A 24,177-nucleotide genomic window follows, 5' to 3' on the forward strand; every position below is an offset into this window, starting at 1 on the left:
GACGAGGAATACCGCGGGTGGGGACCCGATGCCCTCCCCCGCCGCCGTGTCGGTCAACCCGGGATATGTGCAGGTCGGCGACGGTTACGCCGCCACCTACGTGCTCTGCGGCTACCCCGCCGAGGTCGGTCCGGCGTGGTTGGATCCGCTGCTGTCGTATCCCGGGCGGGTCGACGTCGCGGTGCACCTGGACCCGGTGGCGCCGCAGCTGGCCGCGCCGATGCTCAAGCGGCAACGCGCCCGCCTGGAGTCGTCCCGCCGTCTCGACGCCGACCGTGGACGTCTCGACGACCCGATGGTCGAGGCGGCAGCCGCCGACGCGGCCGGTCTCGCCGACCGGGTCGCCCGCGGCGCGGCGAAGCTGTTCGACGTCGGTATCTACGTCACCATCCACGCCCGTACCCTCGACGAACTCGCCACCGTCACCGCCGGGGTGAAGGCCGCCGCCGCGGGAGTGCTGCTGGATCTGCAACCGGCCACGTTCCGCCACCAGCAGGGCTGGATCGCCACCCTGCCCGTCGGGGTGGACCCGCTGCGGATGCGCCGCATCCTGGACACCACCGCCCTCGCCGCCGCGTTCCCCCTCGCCTCAGCCGACCTCGCCGCCCCGGCCCCCGGCGTGATCACCCCACCCGACGGGGTGCTGTACGGGGTGAACACCACCAGCAACGGGGTGCTGATCTGGAACCGGTGGGCGCAGGACAACCACAACTCCGTCGTCCTGGCCCGCTCCGGAGCCGGCAAAAGCTACTTCGTCAAACTCGACGTCCTACGCAACCTGTACCAGGGCACAACCGTCAGCGTCATCGACCCCGAAGACGAGTACACGGCCCTGGCCGACCACGTCGGCGGCACCGTCATCGCCCTCGGCCGGCCCGGCGTCCGCCTCAACCCCCTCGACCTGCCCGCCGACACCCGCCCCGACACCCTGACCCGCCGCGGCCTCTACCTGCACACCGTCGTCGCCGTCCTTCTCGGCACGCCACCACCACCGGCCGAACGCGCCGCCCTCGACCGGGCCATCACCGCCACCTACCACCGGGCCGGCATCACCGGCGACCCGACCACCTGGACCCGACCCGCGCCGCTGCTCCGCGACCTGGCCGATACCCTGACCGCCGACAGCGACTCGGCCGCCCGGCAGCTCGCCACCCGGCTGGCCCCGTGGACGGTGGGGAACTTCGCCAGCCTGTTCGACGGGCCGACCACCACCACACCGGGCGGGCACCTCGTCGTGTGGTCGCTGCGGCACCTACCCGACGAGCTGCGCACCGTGGGCACCCTGCTGGCGTTGGATGCGATCTGGTCGGGCATCGACACCCCGGCCCCCGGGCCGCGTCGGCGGCGGCACCTCGTGGTGGTCGACGAGGCATGGCTGCTGATGCGCGACGGCGAGGGCAGCCGGTTCCTGTTCCGGATGGCCAAAGCCGCCCGCAAACGCTCCGCCGGGCTCGCCGTCATCACCCAGGACGCCGCCGACGTGCTGTCCACCGACCTCGGACTCGCCGTGGTGTCCAACGCCGCCACCCAGGTACTGATGCGGCAGTCCACCCAGTCGATCGACGCGGTCAGCGAAGCGTTCGGTCTGACCGCGGGACAGTCGCGGCTGCTGCTGTCCGCGTCGCGAGGTGAGGGCCTGCTCGTCGCTGGCGGCAGCCGCATCCCGTTCCGCAGCGTCGCATCGGCCGCCGAGCACACCCTCGCCGTCACCGGCATCGGGGAGGCCGCATGACGACCACATCATGGCCGGCGGACCTTGCACAGTGGGTCCTGGTCCGGCCGTGGCTCGGTGTCGTCGCCGCCGCCGCGATCGTCGTTGCGGTGATCAGCTATGACCAGGTGCTCGCCTGGCGGCATCGTCGGTTGACCGCCGGGGCCCGCTGGTTGACCATCGCCGCGCCCCCGGAGGTCACCGCGCAGGCCGCTGCCGTGTTCTGGACCCTGATGGTCGGTGCGCTGACCCCACCGGCGTGGCGGCGACGGGTGTTCGGCTACCCGCATGTCGGCTGGGAGTACACCTGGACCGGCCGGGCTCTGACCATCCGGGTGTGGGTGCCGGCAACGGTGCCGCTGGGGGCGGTCGAGGCCGCCGTCCGCGCCGCGTGGCCCGCCGCCACCCTGACCGTCAGCGATACTGCCGCGCCGATTCCCACCGACGTCGGCGTGGAGGTGGGTGGGGCGTACTGGCCGCAGCGTCCCGACGGGGTGCCGCTGCGGACCGTGCACGACACGGATCCGCTGCGGGCGTTGCTCGCCGCCGGGGCCGAGGTCCGTCACCGGGAACACGCCTGCGTGCAGATCCTCGCCCGCCCGGCGTCGACGCGCCGGGTCCGCGCCGCCCGCCGCGCGGCGGCGACCGCAGCCACCCACCCCCACGGTCGACCGGACCTGGCCGCCCGGGCGGTGTCGCAGGTGGCCGGGATGGCTGTCGCCCTGCTGCTGTGGTTCCTCGACGTGTTCACCCCCGGGTCGCCTCGACCGGGCACCCTGGCGTCGGGGGTGCGGGTGGCGGAGCGGGACCCGGTGGCTACAGCCGACGCCCGGACGGTCGTGGAGAAGGCGGTGCGGGTGCCGCACGTCGAGATCGCCGTACGGTTCGCCGTCGCCGCCGACGAGAGCCCCACCGACACCGACCGCGTGGCGCAGCTGCGGGCGCGTCTGATCGGGCTCGGGCACACGATCGCCACGGCCGCCGCCGCGTACACCGGCCCGAACCGGCTACGGCGGATGAGGATGCCGCAGCCGGTCGCGACGCTCGCCGGCCGCCGGTTACGCCGCGGGTTCCTGGCGACCGTCCCGGAACTCGCGGTCCTCGCCGCGCTACCGCAGGACCTCGCGGTGCCGGGCCTGGACCGGGCACGCGCCAGAGCGGTGCCGGCGCCGGTGCAGGTGCCCTCCGGTGGACGGGGGGTGAAGGTGCTGGGCCGCTCCCAGCTCGGCGGTCACAGCGTCGGGTTGGCGGTGGCCGACGCCCGGCAGCATGTGCACGTGGTCGGCAAAACCGGCGTCGGTAAGTCCACGCTGCTGCTGAACATGATCCTCGCGGACATCAGGGCCGGCCGGGGAACCGTCGTGGTCGACCCGCGTGGGGACCTGGTCACCGACGTCCTCGACCGGCTCCCCGCCTCCCACGCCGACAAGATCGTCATCATCGACCCGGACCAGGAGAACCCGGGCTGCTTCAACCCCCTCGACGACCAGGGTGACCCGCACCTGGCAGTGGACAACCTGGTCGGGATCTTCGCCAAGATCTTCGCCGGGCAGTGGGGGCCACGCATGGACGACACGATGCGGGTCGCGTGCCTGACGCTGATGCGGCACGCGAAACCCACGCTGAGTCTCGTGCCGTCACTGTTGCAGGACCGCCAGTTCCGGGGCCGGTTCACCCACGGCCTGGACGACCCGGACGGCCTCGGCGGGTTCTGGCTCTGGTACGACGGCATCAACGACCAGTTCCGCGGTCAGGTCATCGCCCCCGTCCTCGCCCGGCTGCGGGCGTTCCTGCTGCGCGACTTCGTCAAAAGCGTCATCGGCAACGCCCACTCCTCATTCGACATGGGTCGGGTCCTCAACGGCGGTGTGCTGCTGTGCCGCCTCCCCAAGGGTGTTCTCGGTGAGGAAACCAGCCGCATCCTCGGATCGCTGATCGTGGCCCGGGTGTGGCAGGCCGCCATCGCCCGCGCCAGCATCGCCGAGGACCGCCGCCGCGACGCCGTCCTCTACATCGACGAATGCCAGAACTTCCTGACGTTGCCCGGCAGCATCGGCGACATGCTCGCCGAAGCACGTGGCTTCCGCCTCGGTCTCGTGCTCGCGCACCAGGACCTCGCCCAACTCCCCCGGGACGTGGCGGCGGCGGTGTCGGCCAACGCCCGGTCGAAGCTGTTCTTCACCGTCGACCCGGCCGACGCCCGGGAGTTGTCCCGCCACACGAAACCCGAACTCGACGAGCACGACCTCGCCCACCTCGACGTCTACACAGCCGCCGCCCGGCTGCTCGTCGGCAACCGGGAGCTACCCGCGTTCACCTTCACCACCCACCCGCCGACGCCGGTGATCGGTGCGGCGACCGCGATCCGGAAAGCCTGCGCCACCGCCCACACCCGCACCGACAGCGAGCCGCCGATGCAGCAACTCGCCCGCACCGCGATGAGGCGACGGATGACCTCCCGCGACCGCTGACTCGTCTGAGGGGCCTGCGCGTTCGGGGGCTCGACCGGGTACGGCATCGGGGGCTCGTTTGGGGGTGTCCACGACACGAGCCCACAAACGAGCCCCCACCACCGGACCTGTCAGGTGCCCCACCTGCGCACACCCTGGCGTCGGCCCCCACGACAGGACGATCAACTCATCCAGACTCCCTACGGGACTCTCTCTCCACGGGGTGACCCTTCATGCCCACACCACGTTCTCCCGACCTGCTGTCCCTCTACCCGCACATCACCGCCCGCGACCGGGCCCTGCTGCACCTCCTCGATGACCACCAGGTCCTCACCACCGACCAGATCCACCGCCTGTTCTTCCGAGCCCGCCGCACCTGCCAGATCCGCCTCGGTGAACTCGCCGGCCTCGGCCTGCTGGACCGGTTCCGGTTCGCCCGCGCCGGCGGCGGCAGCCAACCCTGGCACTGGACCCTCGGCCACCAGGGACACCGCTTCCAGGCCGCCGCCCACCGACGCCCGGAGCCCACCCTGCGGGCAACCCGCCAGGCCGTGCACCGGCTGTCGGCGAATCCGCACCTGACCCACCTGCTCACCGTCAACGAGTTCTTCGTCCGGCTCACCACCCACACCCACCACCATCCGGGGACCTACCTGGACCGGTGGTGGTCCGAGGCACTGACCACCCGCCAGTTCCGCACCATCACCGCCGACGGGCACGGCCTGTGGCGCGTCGGCGACACCACCGTCGGGTTCTTCCTGGAAGCCGACACCGGCACCGAACCCCTCACCCGGGTCATCGCCAAACTCGACCGGTACGCGCAGCTGACCCGCCGCGGCGGCCCCCGCTACCCGGTGCTGTTCTGGCTCGGCAGCCAACGCCGCGAGGAGCATCTGCACCGGGCTCTGCGCGACCGGCACGACGACGTCCCCATCGCCACCGCCACCCACCCCGGCGACCCCGCCGAAGCGGTATGGCTGACCACCGGCACCACCGTCCGGGTCCCCCTCGCCGAGCTACCCAGCAGCCACGGCCAGCCCGTGGCGGACAACCCGAACTTCGACGACGACGGAACCTTCGTCTGTTGACAGCGCTGCTCGCGGCGTCGCAACCGCTCGCTGCCTGCCTGATGGGCCCCTCCGCTGGCGACATCCATCGACCGCGCATCTCCAACCGGTTACACGGCTGCTGTCGTTAGAGTCCTGCCCGTGAATGTCTCCGCTGCGGCGCGTAGCTCGCTGGCCGCCACCGGTGTCGCTGTCGTGGCGACCTTCTTGGTGCGGGCAAGCCACCTGCGGATGGTGCAACTCGACTACGACGACGGGGTGTACTGGCAGACGGCGCTGGCGGTGGCCGACGGACACCAGCCCTACGCGGAGGTGTTCTTCGCACAGCCACCGCTCTACGCATGGCTGTCCGCCCTACCGTTCGCACTCAACGGCGGGGAACTGGCGGCACGGATCCTCACGATCGGCTGGGCGGTACTGCTCGCCGCCGGAGCCGGCATCCTGGGCCGTGGGCTCGCCGGCCGGTACGCCGGGATGGCTGCGGCGCTTCTGGTGGCATTGCTGCCGCCGGTGCAGCGATACTGCTTCCAGTTCGGTGCTGATCTGCCCACCGCTGCCCTGGTCACCTGGTCGGTGGTGTGCGCAGGCCGGGGACGGCTGCGCTGGTGGCTTGCCTCGGGGACGCTACTGGGTGTGGCCCTGGCCATGAAGCTCATCGCGGTGGTCGTGCTGCCTGCCCTACTGGTCGTGACGCTGATGAGCCGACGACGGCTGCCCGCCCTCGCATCGATGTCAGTCGCGGCGGTGGCGGTGTGCGTGCTGACGCTGATCGTGACCAGGCCGCCAGCGGTGGCGTGGGACCAGGTTGTCGCCCTGCACCTCAGCGCGGCGGACGCTCCAGGACAGCCGGTCCCCGCTGGGGCGACCACCATGCTCGCCGTATGGATCGTGCCGTTCGGCCTGCTGTCCGCAGCCGGGGCGTTCCTCTGCCTGCGTCGCCTGTCCCGGGCGCAGCGTCCCCTGGTGCTCGCGCTGCTGGTGTGGGGTGTCAGCGGAGTGGTCTTCGCGGGTCTGCACCGGCCGATCTTCGAGCACCACCTGTTGCTGTTCGTCGCTCCGGGAGCGGCGATCATCGCCGCCGGCTTCTTCACGCTGCTACGCCCAAGGATGCACCTGGTGACGACAGCGGCACTCGTGCTGACCTGTGTCGTGCAGGTGCTGACGATGCCGGTCAGTCCGCGCCTGGAAGCCAGCGCCATGCTGCGCTGCCTGCGCACCCTGCCCGTCGGGTCAGTCCTGGTCACTGACGATCAGGAGATCGCCGCCCGGGCCGGCCTGCGTACACCGCCATGGCTGGCCGACACCTCACGGGTACGGATCAGCAGTGGCTACCTCACCACCAGCGACATCATCACGGGGGCGCAGGGTGCCGTGGGTGTCCTGTTCGCCCCGCCGGACCGGGCCAAGTTCGTTGATCCCGCCATCGCCGAGTGGGCACGGCAGGAATACCCCGCCACCTACAGGGCCGACGGCTACCTCTTGGCAACCGTCACTCCCCTGGGCTGCCGCCAGTGACGGGCACCTCACTTCGGTGCCGTCGGTCTGGATCCGCCGCTCTCGACAGTGCCGCTGGTGCCGTACCACCCGCCGAGAGCGTGGCGCATGCTCAGCGGGCGGCGGTGATGTGCGCCTGCCCGTCCTGGTCGAGACTGTCGTGGGCGAACCACTCACGCAACTGGCGGTGGCGGAACTGATAGCCGATCCCGGAGATCCGCATCAGCCCTGCCAGGTATGCCCAGTCGAGGAACGCGCCGAGCCGCCACGGCAGGTCACCGCGAAGCTTCATGATCGTCATGGCGATGACGTAGCGCAGCCACGCCTGCAGGCTGAGGACGAAGGCGCCGGCGAAGCCCAGGATCGCTCCCATGGCAGCACCGGCCCACAGCGGATAGCTGAGAAAGATCGGGAAGACCGTGCCGCAGAGCACGGCGCAGAGCAGCGCGAGGATGAGGTCGTTCTGCCAGGCGGTTCGCAGGTCGCTGCCGCCAGAGAGCCCTCGGTCCAGCCGGACCTTGTCCATGACCAGGCCGAAGAGGATCGCAACCACGACCCCCACGACGGCACCGACGATCCAGCCGCCGACCAGCCAGGCCAGAAGGCCCAGCGCCGCGCCGATCGCCAGGCTGATCTCCGCAGCTGCGGCGACGCGCTGGGGGACGGTCATCTGCCGCATCGCGCGGCTGCGGTACTGCGCAGTTTTCGTTTTCGACCGTCGGGGCGTGGGGGTGATGGCGAGCCACCCGGCCCAGACGATCAGCACGATGCCGGCGCCAGCCAGCCAGACCAGGGCGACCGTCTGCTGCTCGGAGAGCCGCACCGAGCCGCTCCAGAGAGCACGCAGTGCCGACCCGCCGTGCCCTGCACCGCCGACGATCGCGAGCAGGCACGGGATGAGGAACCCCAGCGCGCACGCCAGGTGGATCACCAGGTGAACGAGACGCACCAGGTGCTGTCCGGCGATGGCCCACATCGTGTGTAGGGCCAGTGTGGAGTTCGAATAGCGGGCCAGTACCCGCAGCCAGCGCCGCAGTACCTGCTCGTTCGGCACCGTGAAACTCGATCCGGACCCGTCACGCTGTCCCGGCCGGATGATCCTCTGCTCTTTCCGACGGCGGTTCAGCATCGCCGACGGGAAGGCATCCAGCAGCATCGCCTCGAACCGTCCCGCCGTCTCACCGAGAAGCGTGGTGGGATCCAGCACGTCGGCGTCTGCCGCGGCCGTCAGCGCGAGGGTGAGCCGCCACGGCGTGCGCAGCAGATGGTACGCCGCCCCGTCTGCTCCGGTCCTCAGCGACGTGAGTACTGGAAGCCACCGCTGCTGCTCCACGCGGTCGCCGTCGAGACGCTCACTGACGAACTCGGTGATCTGATCAACGCTCAACGCACCGACCCGCACGACAACGGCCGCCATGACTGGAGGGTCGAGGGACTCGTAGACCGCGTCCCGGCACGTCAGCACCACCCCGGCGGTGTCCTGATGCGATCTGCGGAAATCGTTGATGCGGTCGACAGCCCACTGCGGGTCCCGTGGGCTGTCCGGCGCGGGCTCCATCTCGTCCAGACCGTCCAGCACCGGCAGGATCAGACCGGAGAGAGCAAGTTCCTCGGCGTCCTCGCGGGGAACCTGGTACTGCGCCTGGAGTTGATGGGCGAGAAACCCGGAGAGGTCACCATCCGACCAGTTCGCCAGATTGAACCGGATAGGGACTGAGTTGGGTTCGGCTGGCCACTCCTCGTTGGACAGCCCAGCATCGAGGAGCTGGATAATCAGCTCCGTCGCCAGCACCGTCTTGCCCGCGCCCGGCTCACCGAGAATGACCAGACGCTTCGCCGAGAGCGCCCGATAGTAGTTCGCCACCTCACGCAGCGACCCGGACGGAAGATCACTACGGGCGGGTCGACCAGTCAGTACGTTGTCGGCCTCGATCGGGGTGAAGGTCAGGTCCGCCGGGAGTTCGGAAGGCCCCTTGTGCAGCAGCACCGAACGACCATCGAGTTCCTTGGTACGCACGACCAGCGCCAGCTGCCGGGCACACTCGCGCAGTCGGGCGGGATCAGCGGCACCTGACCTCTCATCCATGTACGCCGCCTTCGATGGTCCCGAGCGGAACCCGGTCACCAGGAAGAGGGCAGCCATGCCTCCGCTGACCACCATGATGCTGTACAGCAGGGTCGACCGCGCATAGAGCGGGGCGGTCAGGAACCCGGCGAGGCACAGCACGCCGAGCCCCCAGGCGCCCACCTGACTGTAGTGGCGGAAGATGTTGATCTGCTTGGCGCCGGGAGCGGCGATCGGTGCGATGCCGCCATAGACGTTGATGGTCTGGTGGTGCGTCTCCGGCGGCGGGCGGGACTGCGTGGTCACGTGCCCGGCGGTGGGGTGTTGAAGGTGTTGGTCTGAGTCCCACCAGGACCCACGATCGGTGCGATGCCGCCGTGGACATTGATGGTCTGGACGCCGCTGGGCGGCGGTGGTCCGCCGTCGCCTGCCGGCGGCGACGTCGGGCTCGGCATCGGATTCGCTGATCGTCGTGCCGTCACCAAGCCGAGAACGCCGAGTACGACAGTCCCGATGAAGGCCGCGACACTGGACCACTTGTCGGCCTTGTCCAAGCCCTCGCTGATCAGGAACACGGCCCAGAGCGCAGATGCCGCACCGGCCACGAAGAACGCCACAGAGGCCCGACCCAGGCGCATATCGTCATCATGCCCGACATCGAGGCGACGAGACGGCCCTCGCGTGGGGTGCCGCTGAGTACAAAACCTGACAGAGGCCCGACACCATCTGTCAGCACAGCTCAGCCCCATGATCACGATTCCTGACAGCGCCGGTGCTGTCAGGTCACCACGCTACGGTGCGGCTTCTTCTTTCTGCTCGCACCGCCGCCCGTCTGTCCCCTTCCGGACCTGCCCCCGCGCCACGGGATCACCCCAGCCCACCCTCCCGGTCGGCCCGTGATCCCCACCCGCACCCCCAGGCAGTGCTCCGCCGCAGACGCCGCACCCCGGTGACCCCACCCCACACACCACCTCACCCTGCCCTGTCGCGAAGGGAGCACTCCGTCATGCCCACCCCCATTCCCCCCACCGGCCACGTGATCACCGTCTGCTTCACCCCCGGCGTGGACGCCGACTGGTTCGCCGCCTCGGAGAAGGTCCACGACCTGCTCCACATCAACGGCACCCCCATCCGCCGTTACCGGGTCCGCCACCGCCCGCTGATCGGTTGGCTGACCCGGTTCTTCGGCTACTGGCTGCTCGACGCCGCCCGACGGTGCGGCGCGGTCACCCTCGCCGCCGGAGGCCGCAAGAGCCGCCTGGACCTGACCGGCACCGCCGCCCGCGCCGCCCGCGACGCCGCGCTGCGCTGGCGGGCCTGGAACACCCACGTCGGCGCCACCACCAAACCGGCCCGTCCCTTCGAGGACTTCCTCGCCCAACACCACATCGCTCCGAGCACCGTCACCCTCTACGAGGCCCGCCGCCGCTTCGAGCTGCAACCCCGCGTCCTGGCGATGCTCGCCCACACCTTCGACCCCTACGAACTGTCCCTCTACCAGGCAGGGGAAGCGACCTACGCCGGCCTCCACTGGCGCATCGCACTCATCGGCAACGCCCTGATCACCACCGACGGCCGTCTCCTCACCCCCGCCACCGACTCCGTCGCCGACCAGTTCCGCTTCCTCAACGAGGCCTGCACCTATCTGCACGCCCTGCGCTCCGACGCCCGGCTGTGCGCCATCGCCACCGCCTGAACCCCCACAAGCCCTCGAAGGCCGGTCACCGCCCCGCGCGGTGACCGGCCTTCGCCATCCCCGTCTGTGAAGGAGACCCCGGTGTTCCTGACCGACCCCGCGCTGCGACGTATCGCCGCCGACACCAACGACGTCCTGCCCGAACCCCTGTGGCGACACGACACCGCCACCCTCGACCCGCTCGGCGACCTCGCCCGCCTCCTACACCGCACCGCCCGCGACTTCACCGACAGCACCACCACCCTCGACCAGACCCTCACCCGGCTCGGTGCGCTCGCCGACACCACCCGACACCGGCTCACCTCCCACGCCGACGGACCCCTGACCGGCTACCCGCACACCCTCACCGACGTGCTCACCGCCCACGAACGTCACCGCATTCTCGGCGCCCTGCTCACCGCCTGCTACCGCGCCTGGCGCAGCCACCGGCCGATCAGCGGCACCGACGAACGGCACCTGCTGCTGCACCCCGGCGACCCCGCGCAGGGTGTCGCCACGCTGCGCCGCCACCCTGACGGCACCTGGCTGGTGATGCCCGACGCCGAAGCCGCCACCGCCTTCGACATCCCGTACGCCAACCGCATCGTCGGCGAGGTCACCGACACCGACCAGGGGTGGACGCCGACCGCATACACCGACTCTCGACACCGCCACGGCCCGATGGCGTACCCGCTGCCCGACTGCGACGACCTCCCCACCGCCTGCCGGGCGCTGCTGCGCTGGTGGCAGCTGCGCCACTCCGACGCGTGGCGCAACCGCACCCCCGCCCAGCTCACCCCCACCGAACTCGCCCACCTCACCAGCTGACCCCGGGACACCTGATGCCGCACCTCGACCCGGTCAACCGGTGGATCACCCTCACGACCGGCCGCACCCTCGACCAGCACGCCACTGACCCGATCCCCGCCGCCGCGCACCTCCCCGACGCCGCCGCCACCCTGCGGCACCTACGCACCGAACTGCTCCTCGCCGCCGACCAGCTCCGCACCCGGCTCATCAACACCGATGACCTGAGCGACCCCACTGCCACGGTCACCGGCGTCGTGCAGACCATCACCGACCTGGGCCGCGAGTACCGGCAGGCCCGCGACCGCGTCGACACCCTCATCGCCGACACCACACGGACCGTCCACGCGCAGACCCACGAGGGCAGGGTGGTGCAGCGGCGCTACGTCAACCCCGGCGACACCGTCCTGGTCGTCCTGCCCCACACCGACTCCTGCCGCCGGCTGCACCTCGCCGGCCACGCCACCCACATCACCGTCGGTAGCTGCGACGCCCGGCTGCGACCGTCCGGCAGCGTCGAGCCGCTGCGACTCGCCCACCCCGACGCCGGTATCTACCGCGATCCGACCACCGGACGCCTCTACATCCTGCGCACCAGCACCGGCCACTGACGTCGCCGACGAGCCCATGCCACCCGTCGGGTCGAGCACCACCGCACGGCAGCGCGGGCCCGTGCTCGCCGCTGCCCACAACCCCGACACACCGCCGTCCGACACCGGGTCGGACGGCTCTCACCCCAGGAGGGGAAACCCTGATGAACGACCTGTCCCTGACACCTGCCACGCAGGCCGTCCTCGACGCCCTGACCGAACTCGGCCAGGGCGACATCCACGAGTTGGCCGAGAAGGCCGGCAAGGCCCGATCGACCACCGACAAGGCAATCAAGACCCTGACCGACGCCGGCCTGATCATCGCGGTGGACGCCGACACCGACCAGGCCGACGGCATCCCCACCCGGTGGACCCTCACCACCGCCGCCGGTGACACCGCGCCGCCGGACACCGAACCCGGCGACGCGCACACCACCGGGGCCGACACCACCGTCAACCAGAACGGAGACACCGAGACCGGTGAACGGACCGACCAGCCGGCTGAGGACACCGGCAAGTCGACCAACCACATCGAGAGCAACCCCGACGACGGCAGCAGCGACCGCGACGGCACCGAGGTAGGGACCACTCCGCCCGACCGAGACGACGACACTGACGCGAACGGGCCGGCCGTCCCCGACGAGGGGGCCCACATCAGCGGCGACGACACCGAGCTGAACTCCGACGTGCAGGCCACGGCACAGCCGGCAGCCGCCGCACCGCCTGCCCGCCCAGGTGACCGCAAGGTCATGACCATCAAGGCAGTCCTGGCCGACCACGGCGACATCGGGGCGACCCTGGAGGTGATCGTCGCCGAAAGCGGCATCGGACACCCGACGGCCACCCGGCTGCTGACCGCGATGGAGCAGGCCGACGCCGCCCGACGCCTACCCGGCCTGCCGCCACGGTGGATCCCGGGACCGACCAAGGCCAGCGAGGTCGACCCGAACCCGCAGCCGCCCCGCTGCCCGCTGTGCTCCCAGGCCATCCGAGGACTGGCCACCGCACCGAACGCCACGACGGCAGTACAGCCGCTGATCCACCCGGACGGCACCCTGCACATCGTCGCCCCCGACGGCGAGACCCACATCGTCGTCCTACCCACCCGCCCCACCCTCCGCGCGGCGAGCACCACGACCCGGGGCGGTGACGCCACCGTCAACGCCGACGGTAGCCAGCCGTTCGGCCGCGGCGAACTGGAACGTCTGACCCTCGACTACCTCGCCGCCCACCCCGGCCGTCAGATGACCCCGCAGGACATCACCACCGCCCTCGCCGCGCAGCTCAACAGGGCGGTCAGCAACGGGGCCGTCCGCAACAACCTCACGAAGGCCGCCGCTGCGGGCCGCATCCTCCTGGTCGCCGACAACCCGCTCACCTTCCTCCACCCGGCACCCGCCGAGACCGGCACCGACGCGGGCACCCCCGACCAGTCCTGACCATCACCAACCACTGCGGGGGCCGAGCCACACGCTCGGCCCCCGCACCCGTATCGACAGGAGAACCCCTGTGCCACACGAACTGGAAACGTTCGCCGACGGGACGACCGCCTTCGCGTCCGCCCGCGTATCCGCCTGGCATCAGCTGGGCACCGTCACCCAGGACACCATGAAAGCCGAAGAGATCATGGCCGCCGCCCGCCTCGGTGACTGGGGCGTACGCACCATCCGCACCGTCGGCATCGACCTCGTCGACGGCGTCGAGGTGCAGGTCCCCGCCGACGACAAGCGGATGACCGTCCGCCGTAACCCGGCCACCGGAGCCACCGAGTACCTGGGCATCGTCGGCACCGACTACACCGTGGTCCAGAACGAACAGTGCGCCGAGATGCTCGACCGCCTCGTCGACCAGGTCGGCGGCGCCCACTTCGAAACCGCCGGCAGCCTCCGCGGCGGCAAGAGCGTCTTCGTCACCATGAAACTCCCCGACGCGATGCACATCGCCGGCGTCGACCGCCTGGACCTCTACCTGATCGGCACCACCTCACACGACGGCACCGCCGCCCTGCGCGTCGACGCCAGCCCCATCCGGGTGGTCTGCGCCAACACCCAACGCGCCGCCTTCCAACACACCGTCGGGCACTACACCTTCCGGCACACCTCGAACGTCACCTCACAGATCAGCCAGGCCCGCGAGGCCATCGGCCTGATGTGGACCTACATGGAGACCTTCGAGAAGGCCGCCGAGCGGATGCTCAACACCGACCTGACCATGCGCGAGTTCGAACAGATCGTCGGCCAGGTGTGGCCCGTCAAGGACAACGCCTCCGAGCAGACCCGCAACAACGCCAAGCAGCGCCTCGGCACCCTCAAGTACCTGATCCGCGAAGCCGACACCCAGAAAGCCATCACCGGCAGCCGATGGGCCGGATACCAGGCCATCACCGAGTACCTCGACCACTACCAGCCCGCCAAGAACGACACCGCCCGCGCCAACCGGGTCGTCACCGGCAACGTCGGTGACCTTAAGATCACCGCTTTCGACCTGCTCACAGTCTGACCACCAACAGCCCGGGGCAGTGGCCATCGGTGCCGCTGCCCCGGGCCCCGACCTCCGATGGCGCCGACCCCACCGGCCCACGCTCAGGAGCACCGCCGTGGCCTACGCGCCGTCGTGGCAGCGACTCTGCGACTGCCGCTGCACATCCATCACCAGCTACCACCTACCGCGAGTCGGACTGCGCCTGCACCATCCCTAGGCAACCCAGCCCCTTGGCACTCCTCGCGGAGCCTCGGAGCCGCGTCTGGTTCCTCGACCAGCACGACACCGTCCGGCACGTCCCCGCCATGTCCAACGGCACCTGGGACTGGGCGTACGCCGCAACCATCGACACCCGCTCCGACCATCCCCACACCAGCCGCGCCATCGACAACCTGCTCCGCCGAGCCGGCCACTTGTTCATCCCACCTCCCACCGCACCCTGACCGCCACGGTGGGCCGTCTCTTCCGGGCGGCCCACGGTCCTTTTCGTGCTTCACCATCCGACACGGACGAGATACGCAGCCACGAGAACGGCTTCGGTGTTGCTGTCCGTCAGCCCCGATCGTCCCCACCTGACCACCAACATCCGTTCGCACACGACGCAAAGGACGTGTCGTCACGATGACCAAAGTCATCATCGGAGTTGTCACCGTGGTCGTCGTAGCCTGCCTCGGCCTCCCCGCGGCCCTCATGTCGGCCACCACCCGCTCCGGCACCTGCGACACCGCCTCCGCAGCCCATCCACCCTCCGACCAGCCACCCGACACCGGCACGTGGGATACCGAGCAGCTCGACATCGCCACCACGATCATCGACGTCGGACAGGCCAGGGGCATGCCCCGCCGAGGCTGGATCATCGCCGTCGCCACCGCACTGCAGGAATCCGGACTACGGAACCTGCCCCACCTCGGCCACCACAACGACCACGACTCCATCGGTGTGTTCCAGCAACGCCCCAGCCAGGGCTGGGGCAGCGCAGCCCAACTGGCCGACCCCGCCTACCAGGCCAACGCCTTCTACCACAAACTGCTCGCCGTTCCCGGCTGGGAAACGATGCCACTGACCCAGGCCGCACAAGCAGTACAGATCTCCGCCTTCCCTGACGCCTACACCAAATGGGCCGACGACGCCTCCCACCTGGTTCAACGCCTCACCGGCACACTGACCGACTGCGCCGCCACACCTACTTCCCTACCGGCCGGCTTCAGGGTGCCGGCCGACACTCCGCCGGCCGTCGCGACCGCCATGACCTGGGCCATCGGCCAACTCGGCACCCCATACCACTTCGGCGGTTCCTGTACCGCTCCGCACTCCGGCGACCCTGCCAGGCAGTGTGACTGTTCATCCCTCATGCAGGTCGCGTACCGGACGGCCGGCATCACCATCCCCCGCACCACCCACGATCAGATCCACGCCGGCACCCCCGTCACCGACCCGGCGCAACTCCACCCCGGCGACCTGATCCTCATCCCCGGCAGCCAGGGCACCCGAACCACACCCCGCCACATCGGCATGTATCTCGGCAGCGGACTCATCATCCACGCGCCGAGTAGCGGTGATGTCGTCAAGCTCGCGACACTGAACGGCTGGGCCAACCAGATCGCAGCGATCCGCCGCATCGTGCCCCGCTGAGCGTCAAGCCTCCGTAGCACTCCGACCGGCCCCCAGCACCCTGACCACATCGGGATCTCCCGGGTGGAGTGCGATACAGGGCATCGCTCCGGTGGTACCTGGTGCGGCGCAGTGACGCGTCGTCACCCTTGCCGTGGCTCTTCAGCCCCGGATTCGGTCGGGCCCGCACCTGGGCCCGCTGATGCTGGTTTCAGGACGTCGAGGATCGCCTCCAGCCGGTTGTCGAGCGGTCCACTCAACTCCAGGACAGGAGTGTCATTCCAAGCATCGAGGGGGTCGTCGTAGACGAGTTCCAGGAGCGCGTCGTTCATGCGCGAGCGGAGCCCGGACAGCTCCGCGGCGGGCAGGACTCGTTCAGTCTCCGGCGTGATCACCGCGATGACCAGTAGATCGAGCGTCGCGAACGCGGGACGCAACATGAAGGCGTCAGCCTCCTGCGCCGGGTCTGCCCCGTTCGCGGCCAGGTAGGCGAGGTAGTCCAGTGGTGTGCGGTTGAAGACGGCCCTGGAGGGTGGCGGCGACCGCAGGCTCCGCACCGAGCAGGCCAACATCGCCCGGTAGTCCTCCCGTGACGGCGGAAAGTCGAACTCGTACCCCTGCTCTTCCAGGAGGTAGTACGGCTCGTCGACCATGACGTGACCCGGCAGACGCGCACACAACGCGTCGGCAAGAGTGGTCTTACCGATTCCGTGCGTCCCGGAGATCGCGACCCGCATCGGCCCCCACCCTTCACGATCTCGCTGATCATAGGATCGCACCAGCACAGCCGAACCGTCGCACCGGCACGGTGATGTCGAGGCGGAGTATCGCGAACTGCCGCGCCGATCGTGCGCCGCACCACGCAAGTGGTGCCCCCGGGCCCGGCACGGAGGACGAACCCGACACGCCTGCCCGGCGGGCCGGAACGTCGGACGATCCTGATGCTCAGTCGTCTTCGATGTATCCGCTGCAGGCGTCGATGGTGTCCAGTAAGTCACGGATGTTCGTGGTGTGCTCGTCAAGCGACAGGATCGCCGTCGGGCTGACGCCGAAGCCGTAGCCGGGGTTCGGCCCGCTGAGCCACGTGTAGTCGGTGCCACCGAACGCGTTCGAGCAGAGAACGAAGGTCTCTCCATCGACCTCAAGCGTGTGGGACGTGGCGTCGGCCGACCCTGTGGTCTCGGGGCGCAGACCAGGCACAGCCTCGGGATCCCCCTCTCGGTCGCCGTCGCCGTCGTCAGGGTAGATCGCCTTCACGGCACAATCCGCCAGGTGATCGCCAGCATGTTTTTGATGTGGACGAGACCATCGTTGACGAGTCCCGCGAGTACGGCACCTGGGCAGACTGGCTCGGCGTACCACGCCACACGTTCTCCGCCGTCTTCGGCGCAGCCATCGCCCGCGGCCCCGACTACCGGGAAACCTTCCAGGTCTTCCGACCAGGATTCAACCTGACCCAGGAACGGCAACGCCGCACCACAGCAGGACAACCGAATCAATCACCGAAGACGACCTCAACCCCGACTTCCGCCCCTGCCTGACCGCGCTACCCGCCGCAGGACTCCAAGTCGGCCTCGCCGGTGACCAGACAGCACGCGCAGAAGCCATCCTCCGCGCCCTGAACCTACCGGTGGACGTCATCGGCACCTCGGACAGCTGGGGCGTGGAGAAACCCTGCCTTGCCTTCTTCGACCGGGTAGACCGAAGCCGGCTGCCGCGCCGACCAGGTGCTCTACGTCGGAGACCGCCTCGACAACGACATCCGACCAGCGCAAGAAGCAGGAATCCCCACCGCACTCATCCGCCGAGGCCCCTGGGCACACATACTCAACGACACAGCGATCAGCGACCGCGGCCTGTTCCACCTCGACTCACTCACCGAACTACCCGAACTCATCCGCAAACACAACAAGCCAACCACCTGACCAACCCGAAGAGCCGCCCAACCGCCCGCAATGACGGCACGCGGCACACCGCGGATCCGGGCGTCGCGCGGCTCAGCCGATCCGCTCGGCCAGCGAGACGACGATCCCCTCCGGCCCCCGGACGTAGGCCATCCGCCACGCACCCTCGTACTCGCCGATGCCACCGACCAGTCCGTAACCCTCGCCCGCAGCCCAGTCGACGACGGCCCGCACGTCGTCGACCTCGAACGACACGTTACGCAACCCCAACTCGTTGGCCATGGCCACCGGCGAACCCGGCACGGCATCCGGCCGGACGAATCTCGCCAGCTCCAGACGGGCACCGCCGTCGGGTGACCTCAGCATGACGATCTCGGTACGGGAGTCGGGAATACCGCACACCGTCTCCAGGAACTCCCCCTCGACGAACGCCCTCCCCTCGACCTCCAGGCCAAGCGCCACGAAAAAGGCCGTCACGACATCAAGATCCGCCACCGTGATACCGACGTGGTCGAAGCGTCGCACATGTGCCATGGACCGCACCCCCGTCCTATCGATCAAGCATCCTCCCGCTGACGCTACCCGCCCCAGCTGCCGATGATCTGCGACGCGCGGTCCACGACAGGAGCGAAGCTGGCCCCCACCTACGGCGCGGGTTCCAGCACCACGACAGGGATCTCGCGGCCGGTCTTCCGCTCGTAGTCGGCGAAACCCAGGAACGCAACCTTCTGCGCGTCCCAGATCCCTTCCCGCTCCTCCCCGTGGCGACCATGGCGACCAACTCGACCGTGTCCGTAAGAGACGTCTCGCAGATCCGAGCGGGGTTCGCAGCCGGATGCAATCCTCGGTGCATGAGGGGCCCAGCGCAGGATGACGCCGAGGTTGCCTACCTGCGGGAGGTCACCGCGCTGACCGAGAGCGTCATCACCGCGGAGGATCCTTACGAGGTAGCGCTGAACATCCACGGGGTGTCCGCGCATACGTCGATCGAAGTGGATGCGGCGGCTCCGTGTACTTCATCTGGGGCGAACTTACCGACTGGTGGAACTCAAGCCTGACGAGCATGAGCAGGCCACAGCTGAGATGGTCCGGGCAGCACGGGAGTGGCTATCGCTGGACCTCGCCAATCGCGAGGCCGTGGCCAGGTATCTGGACTACTGGGTGTACGACGTTTGCGGCTATGAAAGGCGGGCCGGACCTCGGGCATTGCCGAGATGCTGAACGGGCGGCCCATGGTGGCCGACGGCGGCCACCGCAGGAACCCCGAGTGATCATGCCCTCCCGCAAACCCGCCGACGGCAGCTCGCTACCCGCCTGAAAGGAAGCCCTGAACCTCGAGCACCGGACCGTCCGAGCGGGGGTCGAACATGCCCTGGCCAGGATGAAGTGCTTCAAGGCCCCTTCATGACTACCACCGTGCCGCCCACACATTGGCCGAGCCCTGTTTGTGCAGCTCTGGGTTTACTTGCTCAGGCTGGTACGCAGCTGGGTGGCCAGGGTGATGGTGTCATCGTGGGGTTGGGTGTCGAGGTCGATAAGGGCTTTGGTGAGGGCGCGTAGGAGGGTGCGGATGCCGTCGGCGTCGCCGAGGGCGTAGCGGGCGTGCATCGCTTTGACGTAGAGGGCTTCGTTGTAGTGGTCGAGGGTGATGGCTTTGTCGAGCAGGTCCGATGCAGCCTGCGGATCATGGTGGAGCAGGTCGTCGGCGAGGAGAAGGTGGGCTTCGGTGCCCCAGCGTCGGATGGTCTCGCGGTGTGGGGGTAGCCATTCGTAGTCCTGGCCTTCGGCCAGTGGCGCGGCGCATAGGTCGCAGGCGGTGGTGAGGAGTTCCCGGCGGCGGGGTCCGGTGGCGATGGTCGCGTTGCGCATCAGGTCGCGCAGGGTCCACACGTCGACGTCGACGGTCGTCGGGTCGAGTCGGTACCGTCCGGCGGTTTTGATGACGTAGGCGTTCTTGGTGTCTGCGGTGCCGGCACGACCGAGTACGTGTCGCAGGTTCGACACGTTGGTGTGGACGCGTTGGTCGGCTTGGCTGAGGCGGGCGTCGGGTTCGAGGTACTCGCCGATTTCGCGGGTGGCGGCCCCGTCGGGGTGCACGGCGAGGTACACCGCCAGTTCGAGGGCTTTGGCGCGCAGCGGACGTCCCGGCCCGGTGATGCCTTCGATGCGCGGTGGACCCAGTACCCGCAGTCGAGCGCGTCCCGTGGGGACATCGTCGGCGGGCCGGTCGGTGCCCGGCGGTGGTGCGGTGTCGGCGGGCGGCGTGTCAGCTCGGCTGGTGTGCAGGGGCACGGGCACGGCGGGTGCGGCGGCGGGTGGTGTGCCGGTGTGCGCCTCGCGGAGGGTTTGCAGGATCTGCATCGCCGTGGCGGCTTCCAGCACCGGCAGTTGCGGCGGCACCGGTCCGGCGGGCTGCTCGGCCACAGGGTGGGTGTGTCCGTCGGTGGTGACGTCGACGGTGGTGCCGGGTGTCCATTCACCGAGCAGGAGCGCGGACACGTGCAGGTCCGCGCCCAGGGTGAGGGCGGTCTTGGTCCGCATCCGGGCAGTGGGGGGTGGTGCTTCGGTGATCAGGACGATCGGTGGCAGGGCTCCCGCGTCGGGGGTTTCCGGGTGTGGGGTGGTGTCGAGGTCGGTCAGGGTGTGTTCGTCGAGGATGCGGCTGCGGTGCAGCAGGTGGGTTTCGATCGTGGTGAGTGCGTCGGTGAGGGTGTCGACGAGGTGCAGCCGTGGCCACGGGGTGAGGGTGGTGGCGTCGGGGCCGAGGAGGGTGGTCAGGGTGGCGGTGTCGATGATGATTTCGCTGCGCGCGTCGGGGTGGTGGGGGTCGCCTGCGGCGAGGACGGCGACGAGGGTGGCGCGGGCGGCGGCGTGCGCGCCGTCGCCGACGATGCCGATTCCACCACCGGGCGGCGACGTGAGTACGGGGTGCAGGCGCGGTGGCTGCTCGTCGCTGCCCGGCTCTGATGGGTGGGCGGTGACGGCGCGGCGGACCTGGACGACCGGTGCCGGCAGCGCGGTGAGGGGTTCGCTGTCGGGTTCACCGGTGTAGCGGCGGCGACGGTGCAGCCAGACCATCGTGGCGGCGGCGCTGATCGCGGCGGCCAGCGACCAGGGCAGCCACTCGGTGGCCGACAGCCGCACCCCATGTCCGTCGGTGGTCGTGGGTTCGGTCGGGTCGACGGTCGTGGGTTGTTGCGGGGTGGGGGTCGGCTCGGTGGGTGAGGGCGCTGACGGCGTCCCGCTGATGGTCGGGGTTCCCGGCGTGCTGCTCGGGCTGGCTGGCGGCGTTTCGGTGGTGGTGTCGGACGGTCGGGTGGTGGGTCCTGAAGGTTGCGGGTCGGCGCTGGCGGAGGCCGGTGGTGGCCCCGAACGGGGCGGGGCTTGCGATGGTGGGGTGGTCGGGGTCGCTGGGGTCGCGGCGTGTGGTGGGCGGGCGTCGGCGGGTAGCCGCAGTTCCCAGCCGGGGTAGATGAGGTCGCAGTCGCGCAGGGTGCCGCCGGTGCCGGGGAAGTGTCGATGCTTGTTCAGCTGGCAGATCTGCGGCCACCGGTTCGCGTCGCCGAGCCATTCCTTGGCGACCTTGGACAGGGTGTCGTGGCGTTCGACGGTGTAGAGGTACCGCTGGTCGGCGACCTGGATGATTGCCGGGCCGGAAGCGGGGGCCTGGCGGGGAACATCGATGTGTTCGGCGGTGGCGACGGGAGCCGTCGGCCGGTCAGGTGTTGCCGCCGCGTCGAGGGAGCCTGCGGAGGTGACGGCGAGCGCGGCGGTGCCGGCCAGGCCGAACACCAGGCGGTGCAGGGGTGCCGGCAGGGTGAGCGCCGGGATGCGCCACCGGGTCAGCGTGGTGACGAGTTCGGCGACGAGGAGCAGGGCGAACACCGCCCACAGCAGCCACATCACCCAGAACGCCGCGCCGATGAGGACGTCGGGGGTGAACCGTCCGCTGGAGCGTTCGAACCAGGCGGGGATCTGCGACCACTGCGGTAGCCGCCGCAGCGGGTTGCCGCCGGCGAGCCACAGCACGGCTGGCACGACCACCAGGAGGATGCCGGCGGCGGCCACGACCCGGGCTCCGGTGGCGACGGTGCGGGAGAGAGGTACTCGACGGTGAGGGCTGTCGCGGGGCGGATGGACCGTAGCCCGTGTGCCGTACTCGGCGAGTCTGTCGCCCCTGTCCGAGGACACCTTCGGCACCCGTCCCTCCCTGCGACTCATCGGTGAAGCTCTCCGCTTACAGGAGAATGCACGTCGCTGGCTATTGCGTCGAGAAGGATTCTCACCATCCGCGCACAAAGGATCACGCGGACAATCAGGGTTGACGTCGCCACACCCCCACGGGCCAGACTGCCCCCCATGCCACACGGGGACACCACGGCAGCCGTCGATCTGAGTTCCGCCGCCATCGCCGCCACCGTCAGCCGCGACGGTGTCCGCGTCCCGATCCTCATCGACGGCCGCCTCGTCATGCCCCCCGGTGTCGTCATCGGCCCCACCGGGCACCTGTACGTCGGCGTCGACGCAGCGACGTCCATCCCGGCGGACCACCGCTTCGTCGACGACCCGACCGCCCTGCTCGGCAAACCCGCCCCCACCACCCCCACTGATGCCGCACCCACCGACCCCGTGGACCTCCTTGCGGCATTACTGCGGCATGTCGGCCAGCACGCCGCCCACCAAATCGGTCAGCCGATCACCGCCCTCACCGTGACCATCCCACCGAGCTGGGGGCCACGCCGCCGCCACCAGGTCACCGAAGCCGCACAGCGCGCCGGACTACCGTCCCCTGCCCTGGTCACCGCACCCGCCGCGCTCGCCGCCCACGCCACGACCCTCGGCCACCCCACACCCGCCGGCTCCTGCGTCCTCGTCTGCCAGGCCGACCGGCACCCGGCGACCCTCACCGTCCTGCACACCACCGACGGCGGCTACACCGAACTGGCCACCCGAAGCCTCGACGACACCCCCGACCTCGACCGCCTCATCACCGACCACGTCATCCACACCGCCACCGGCGACGACGATCCCCTCCGCACCACCGACGACGATCCCGCCACCGCAGACGACCACCGCGCCCTCACCGACGCCGTCCGCACCGCCCGGCAACTCCTCGTCACCCAGGAACGCGCCCCCGTCCTCCTCCCCGCACCCCGCCAACCCGCGATCATCACCCGCGCCGACGTCACCCGCGCCGCGCAACCCGTCCTCGACCAGATCCCCCGCGCCGTCACCGACCTCCTCGACGCCGCCGACGTCGACACCGGCCACCTCACCGCCGTCATCCTGCGACCAGACCCCACCCTGCCCGCCGTCGCCGAGCACCTCGCCCACACCACCGGCACCACCCCCGTCCTCGTCGACCACCCCCACGCCCTCACCGACGGCGCCCTGACCCTCACCGCCCACCACCAGCCCGCACCCCGCGCCACCGCCGCTCGGCTGCCCCGCGTCCGGCTGCGCATCAGCGACCTCACCGGCACCCTTCTCATCGGCGCCTGCTCCCTGGCGCTGCTCGTGCAGGCCGTCCTCACCGCCGACATCACCATCCACAACACCTGGGTCGTCGGCGCCCGCACCTCGCTGCCGCAACTCGGTACCGCCGGTGCCCTCGCCATGCTCACCGCCATCGCGATCGCCCACCTCGCCCCCACCACCTGGCTCACCGGCACACCCACCACCCCCACCGAGGAACCCACCACCGGCAGCCTCATCCGCCGCAGCTACCTCGCCGCCGCCGTCGGCGGCACCATCACCGCCACCCTCTACGGCCTCGCCACCGGCACCGCCTTCTCCTTCGACTACACCTCCTACCTCAAATGGACCCTCGGCGGCGCACTCCCCCTCGCCGCCTGCGCCACCCTCATCGCCGCCACCGCACCCCGCATCCCCGCCCACGCCCTCCCCCACTGGCTCACCCTCACCCGCCCCGCCATCACCCACGCCGCCACCGCCGCAGCCGGCATCTGGCTCATCCGCGCCGCCTACACCCTGTCCACACCCATCGACCTCACCGGCATGCCCGGCCTCGCCAGCACCATCGGCGCCGCACTCCTCGGCACCGCCACCGCCCTGACCGTCAGCCGCACCCGCACCATCCGCCTCATCACCACACCCGGCCTCACCATCGGCTACGCCCTCGTCATCAGCTACAACACCCACAGCGCCCTGATCATCGGCTACCTCGTCGCCCTCACCTGGTGGGGCATCCGCCTCACCGCCGACACCCTGCGACTCGCCTTCCCCCACACCGGAAACGCCCTCCGCCGCCTCATCGATCGCCCCGGCAACTGACGATCCGAGGAAACGCAGACCAGCGCCG

Annotated in this window: 18 protein-coding genes and 2 pseudogenes; 13 read left to right on the forward strand and 7 right to left on the reverse strand. The window is 70.1% G+C overall.

The genetic code is table 11. The features are described 5' to 3' along the window. Positions 1 to 28 precede the first annotated feature (28 nt). The 4 genes from FJK98_RS21930 to FJK98_RS21945 all read left to right on the forward strand — a co-directional run bounded on the left by FJK98_RS21930 (position 29) and on the right by FJK98_RS21945 (position 6,743). A complete protein-coding gene (locus tag FJK98_RS21930) occupies positions 29 to 1,732 on the forward strand; it encodes a VirB4 family type IV secretion system protein (RefSeq protein WP_145920693.1) in 1,704 nt (567 codons plus the stop codon). Then, entirely contained in the window at positions 1,729 to 4,182 is a 2,454-nt protein-coding gene (locus FJK98_RS21935; RefSeq protein ID WP_145920694.1) for a type IV secretion system DNA-binding domain-containing protein, read from the forward strand. Before FJK98_RS21930 ends, FJK98_RS21935 begins: the two co-directional genes overlap by 4 nt. Positions 4,183 to 4,394: 212 nt before the next feature. Beyond that, positions 4,395 to 5,249: a replication-relaxation family protein gene (locus FJK98_RS21940; protein ID WP_145920695.1), complete on the forward strand. Its 855-nt coding sequence runs from the start codon at positions 4,395 to 4,397 to the stop codon at positions 5,247 to 5,249. 120 nt (positions 5,250 to 5,369) lie between these two features. Then, on the forward strand, positions 5,370 to 6,743 hold the full coding sequence (locus tag FJK98_RS21945; protein ID WP_145920696.1) for a glycosyltransferase family 39 protein: 1,374 nt from the start codon (positions 5,370 to 5,372) through the stop codon (positions 6,741 to 6,743). A gap of 91 nt (positions 6,744 to 6,834) precedes the next feature. On the opposite strand, the gene FJK98_RS21950 is transcribed toward FJK98_RS21945, so the two are convergent. Together FJK98_RS21950 and FJK98_RS21955 are read right to left on the reverse strand one after the other, a co-directional pair. Beyond that, the gene (locus tag FJK98_RS21950; protein ID WP_145920697.1) at positions 6,835 to 9,093 is read right to left on the reverse strand and encodes an NACHT domain-containing NTPase; all 2,259 of its coding nucleotides are present in this window, start codon (positions 9,091 to 9,093) and stop codon (positions 6,835 to 6,837) included. Beyond that, on the reverse strand, positions 9,090 to 9,404 hold the full coding sequence (locus tag FJK98_RS21955; protein ID WP_145920698.1) for a hypothetical protein: 315 nt from the start codon (positions 9,402 to 9,404) through the stop codon (positions 9,090 to 9,092). Before FJK98_RS21955 ends, FJK98_RS21950 begins: the two co-directional genes overlap by 4 nt. 389 nt (positions 9,405 to 9,793) lie before the next feature. Here FJK98_RS21955 and FJK98_RS21960 point away from each other — a divergent pair, with 389 nt between their 5' ends. From FJK98_RS21960 to FJK98_RS21990, 7 genes are all read left to right on the forward strand, one after another. After that, positions 9,794 to 10,483 (forward strand): hypothetical protein, encoded by a 690-nt coding sequence (locus FJK98_RS21960; RefSeq protein ID WP_145920699.1) that lies wholly within the window; start codon positions 9,794 to 9,796, stop codon positions 10,481 to 10,483. 81 nt (positions 10,484 to 10,564) lie between these two features. Next, a complete protein-coding gene (locus FJK98_RS34715) occupies positions 10,565 to 11,290 on the forward strand; it encodes a hypothetical protein (RefSeq protein WP_145920700.1) in 726 nt (241 codons plus the stop codon). 14 nt (positions 11,291 to 11,304) lie between these two features. Then, positions 11,305 to 11,880 carry a hypothetical protein gene (locus FJK98_RS21970; protein WP_145920701.1) on the forward strand — a complete coding sequence of 192 codons (576 nt, stop codon included), beginning with the start codon at positions 11,305 to 11,307 and terminating at the stop codon, positions 11,878 to 11,880. A 143-nt stretch (positions 11,881 to 12,023) separates the two neighbouring features. Then, positions 12,024 to 13,298, forward strand: coding sequence for a MarR family winged helix-turn-helix transcriptional regulator (locus FJK98_RS21975; RefSeq protein ID WP_145920702.1), 1,275 nt, complete (start codon positions 12,024 to 12,026; stop codon positions 13,296 to 13,298). Positions 13,299 to 13,368: 70 nt separating this feature from the next. Further along, positions 13,369 to 14,358: a DUF932 domain-containing protein gene (locus FJK98_RS21980; protein WP_145920703.1), complete on the forward strand. Its 990-nt coding sequence runs from the start codon at positions 13,369 to 13,371 to the stop codon at positions 14,356 to 14,358. Positions 14,359 to 14,570: 212 nt separating this feature from the next. After that, the gene (locus FJK98_RS21985) at positions 14,571 to 14,783 is read left to right on the forward strand and encodes a hypothetical protein (protein WP_145920704.1); all 213 of its coding nucleotides are present in this window, start codon (positions 14,571 to 14,573) and stop codon (positions 14,781 to 14,783) included. A 178-nt stretch (positions 14,784 to 14,961) separates the two neighbouring features. Further along, positions 14,962 to 15,972 carry an NlpC/P60 family protein gene (locus tag FJK98_RS21990; RefSeq protein WP_145920705.1) on the forward strand — a complete coding sequence of 337 codons (1,011 nt, stop codon included), beginning with the start codon at positions 14,962 to 14,964 and terminating at the stop codon, positions 15,970 to 15,972. A gap of 122 nt (positions 15,973 to 16,094) precedes the next feature. On the opposite strand, the gene FJK98_RS21995 is transcribed toward FJK98_RS21990, so the two are convergent. Further along, complete coding sequence (locus FJK98_RS21995; RefSeq protein WP_145920706.1) at positions 16,095 to 16,688, reverse strand: AAA family ATPase; 594 nt, start codon at positions 16,686 to 16,688, stop codon at positions 16,095 to 16,097. A gap of 208 nt (positions 16,689 to 16,896) precedes the next feature. Further along, on the reverse strand, positions 16,897 to 17,208 hold the full coding sequence (locus FJK98_RS22000) for a hypothetical protein (protein ID WP_145920707.1): 312 nt from the start codon (positions 17,206 to 17,208) through the stop codon (positions 16,897 to 16,899). Between the two features lie 38 nt (positions 17,209 to 17,246). On the opposite strand from FJK98_RS22000, the pseudogene FJK98_RS22005 reads away from it, so the two are divergent. Next, positions 17,247 to 17,876 (forward strand): annotated as a pseudogene (locus FJK98_RS22005) (HAD family hydrolase). A gap of 72 nt (positions 17,877 to 17,948) precedes the next feature. On the opposite strand, the gene FJK98_RS22010 reads toward FJK98_RS22005, so the two are convergent. The 3 genes and pseudogenes from FJK98_RS22010 to FJK98_RS22030 form a co-directional block, all read right to left on the reverse strand. Then, entirely contained in the window at positions 17,949 to 18,332 is a 384-nt protein-coding gene (locus tag FJK98_RS22010; protein WP_240762252.1) for a VOC family protein, read from the reverse strand. Between the two features lie 167 nt (positions 18,333 to 18,499). Next, positions 18,500 to 18,651 (reverse strand): annotated as a pseudogene (locus FJK98_RS34275) (nitroreductase/quinone reductase family protein); the annotation flags it as partial. Between the two features lie 665 nt (positions 18,652 to 19,316). Further along, positions 19,317 to 21,893 (reverse strand): LysM peptidoglycan-binding domain-containing protein, encoded by a 2,577-nt coding sequence (locus FJK98_RS22030; RefSeq protein ID WP_240762254.1) that lies wholly within the window; start codon positions 21,891 to 21,893, stop codon positions 19,317 to 19,319. A 321-nt stretch (positions 21,894 to 22,214) separates the two neighbouring features. On the opposite strand from FJK98_RS22030, the gene FJK98_RS34585 reads away from it, so the two are divergent. Then, positions 22,215 to 24,149, forward strand: a complete 1,935-nt coding sequence (locus tag FJK98_RS34585; protein WP_145920711.1) for an Hsp70 family protein — start codon at positions 22,215 to 22,217, stop codon at positions 24,147 to 24,149. The last annotated feature ends 28 nt before the right edge of the window (positions 24,150 to 24,177 follow it).

The sequence above is a fragment of the Micromonospora sp. HM134 genome, from assembly GCF_007833915.1.
Lineage (GTDB): Bacteria > Actinomycetota > Actinomycetes > Mycobacteriales > Micromonosporaceae > Micromonospora > Micromonospora wenchangensis.

Bases quoted from the DNA above. Each gene is read 5' to 3' on its own strand.
- FJK98_RS21930 (WP_145920693.1), top strand. From the start codon at position 29: ATGCCCTCCCCCGCCGCCGTGTCGGTCAACCCGGGATATGTGCAGGTC.
- FJK98_RS21935 (WP_145920694.1), top strand. From the start codon at position 1,729: ATGACGACCACATCATGGCCGGCGGACCTTGCACAGTGGGTCCTGGTC.
- FJK98_RS21940 (WP_145920695.1), top strand. From the start codon at position 4,395: ATGCCCACACCACGTTCTCCCGACCTGCTGTCCCTCTACCCGCACATC.
- FJK98_RS21960 (WP_145920699.1), top strand. From the start codon at position 9,794: ATGCCCACCCCCATTCCCCCCACCGGCCACGTGATCACCGTCTGCTTC.
- FJK98_RS21970 (WP_145920701.1), top strand. From the start codon at position 11,305: ATGCCGCACCTCGACCCGGTCAACCGGTGGATCACCCTCACGACCGGC.
- FJK98_RS21975 (WP_145920702.1), top strand. From the start codon at position 12,024: ATGAACGACCTGTCCCTGACACCTGCCACGCAGGCCGTCCTCGACGCC.
- FJK98_RS21990 (WP_145920705.1), top strand. From the start codon at position 14,962: ATGACCAAAGTCATCATCGGAGTTGTCACCGTGGTCGTCGTAGCCTGC.
- FJK98_RS21995 (WP_145920706.1), bottom strand. From the start codon at position 16,688: ATGCGGGTCGCGATCTCCGGGACGCACGGAATCGGTAAGACCACTCTT.
- FJK98_RS34585 (WP_145920711.1), top strand. From the start codon at position 22,215: ATGCCACACGGGGACACCACGGCAGCCGTCGATCTGAGTTCCGCCGCC.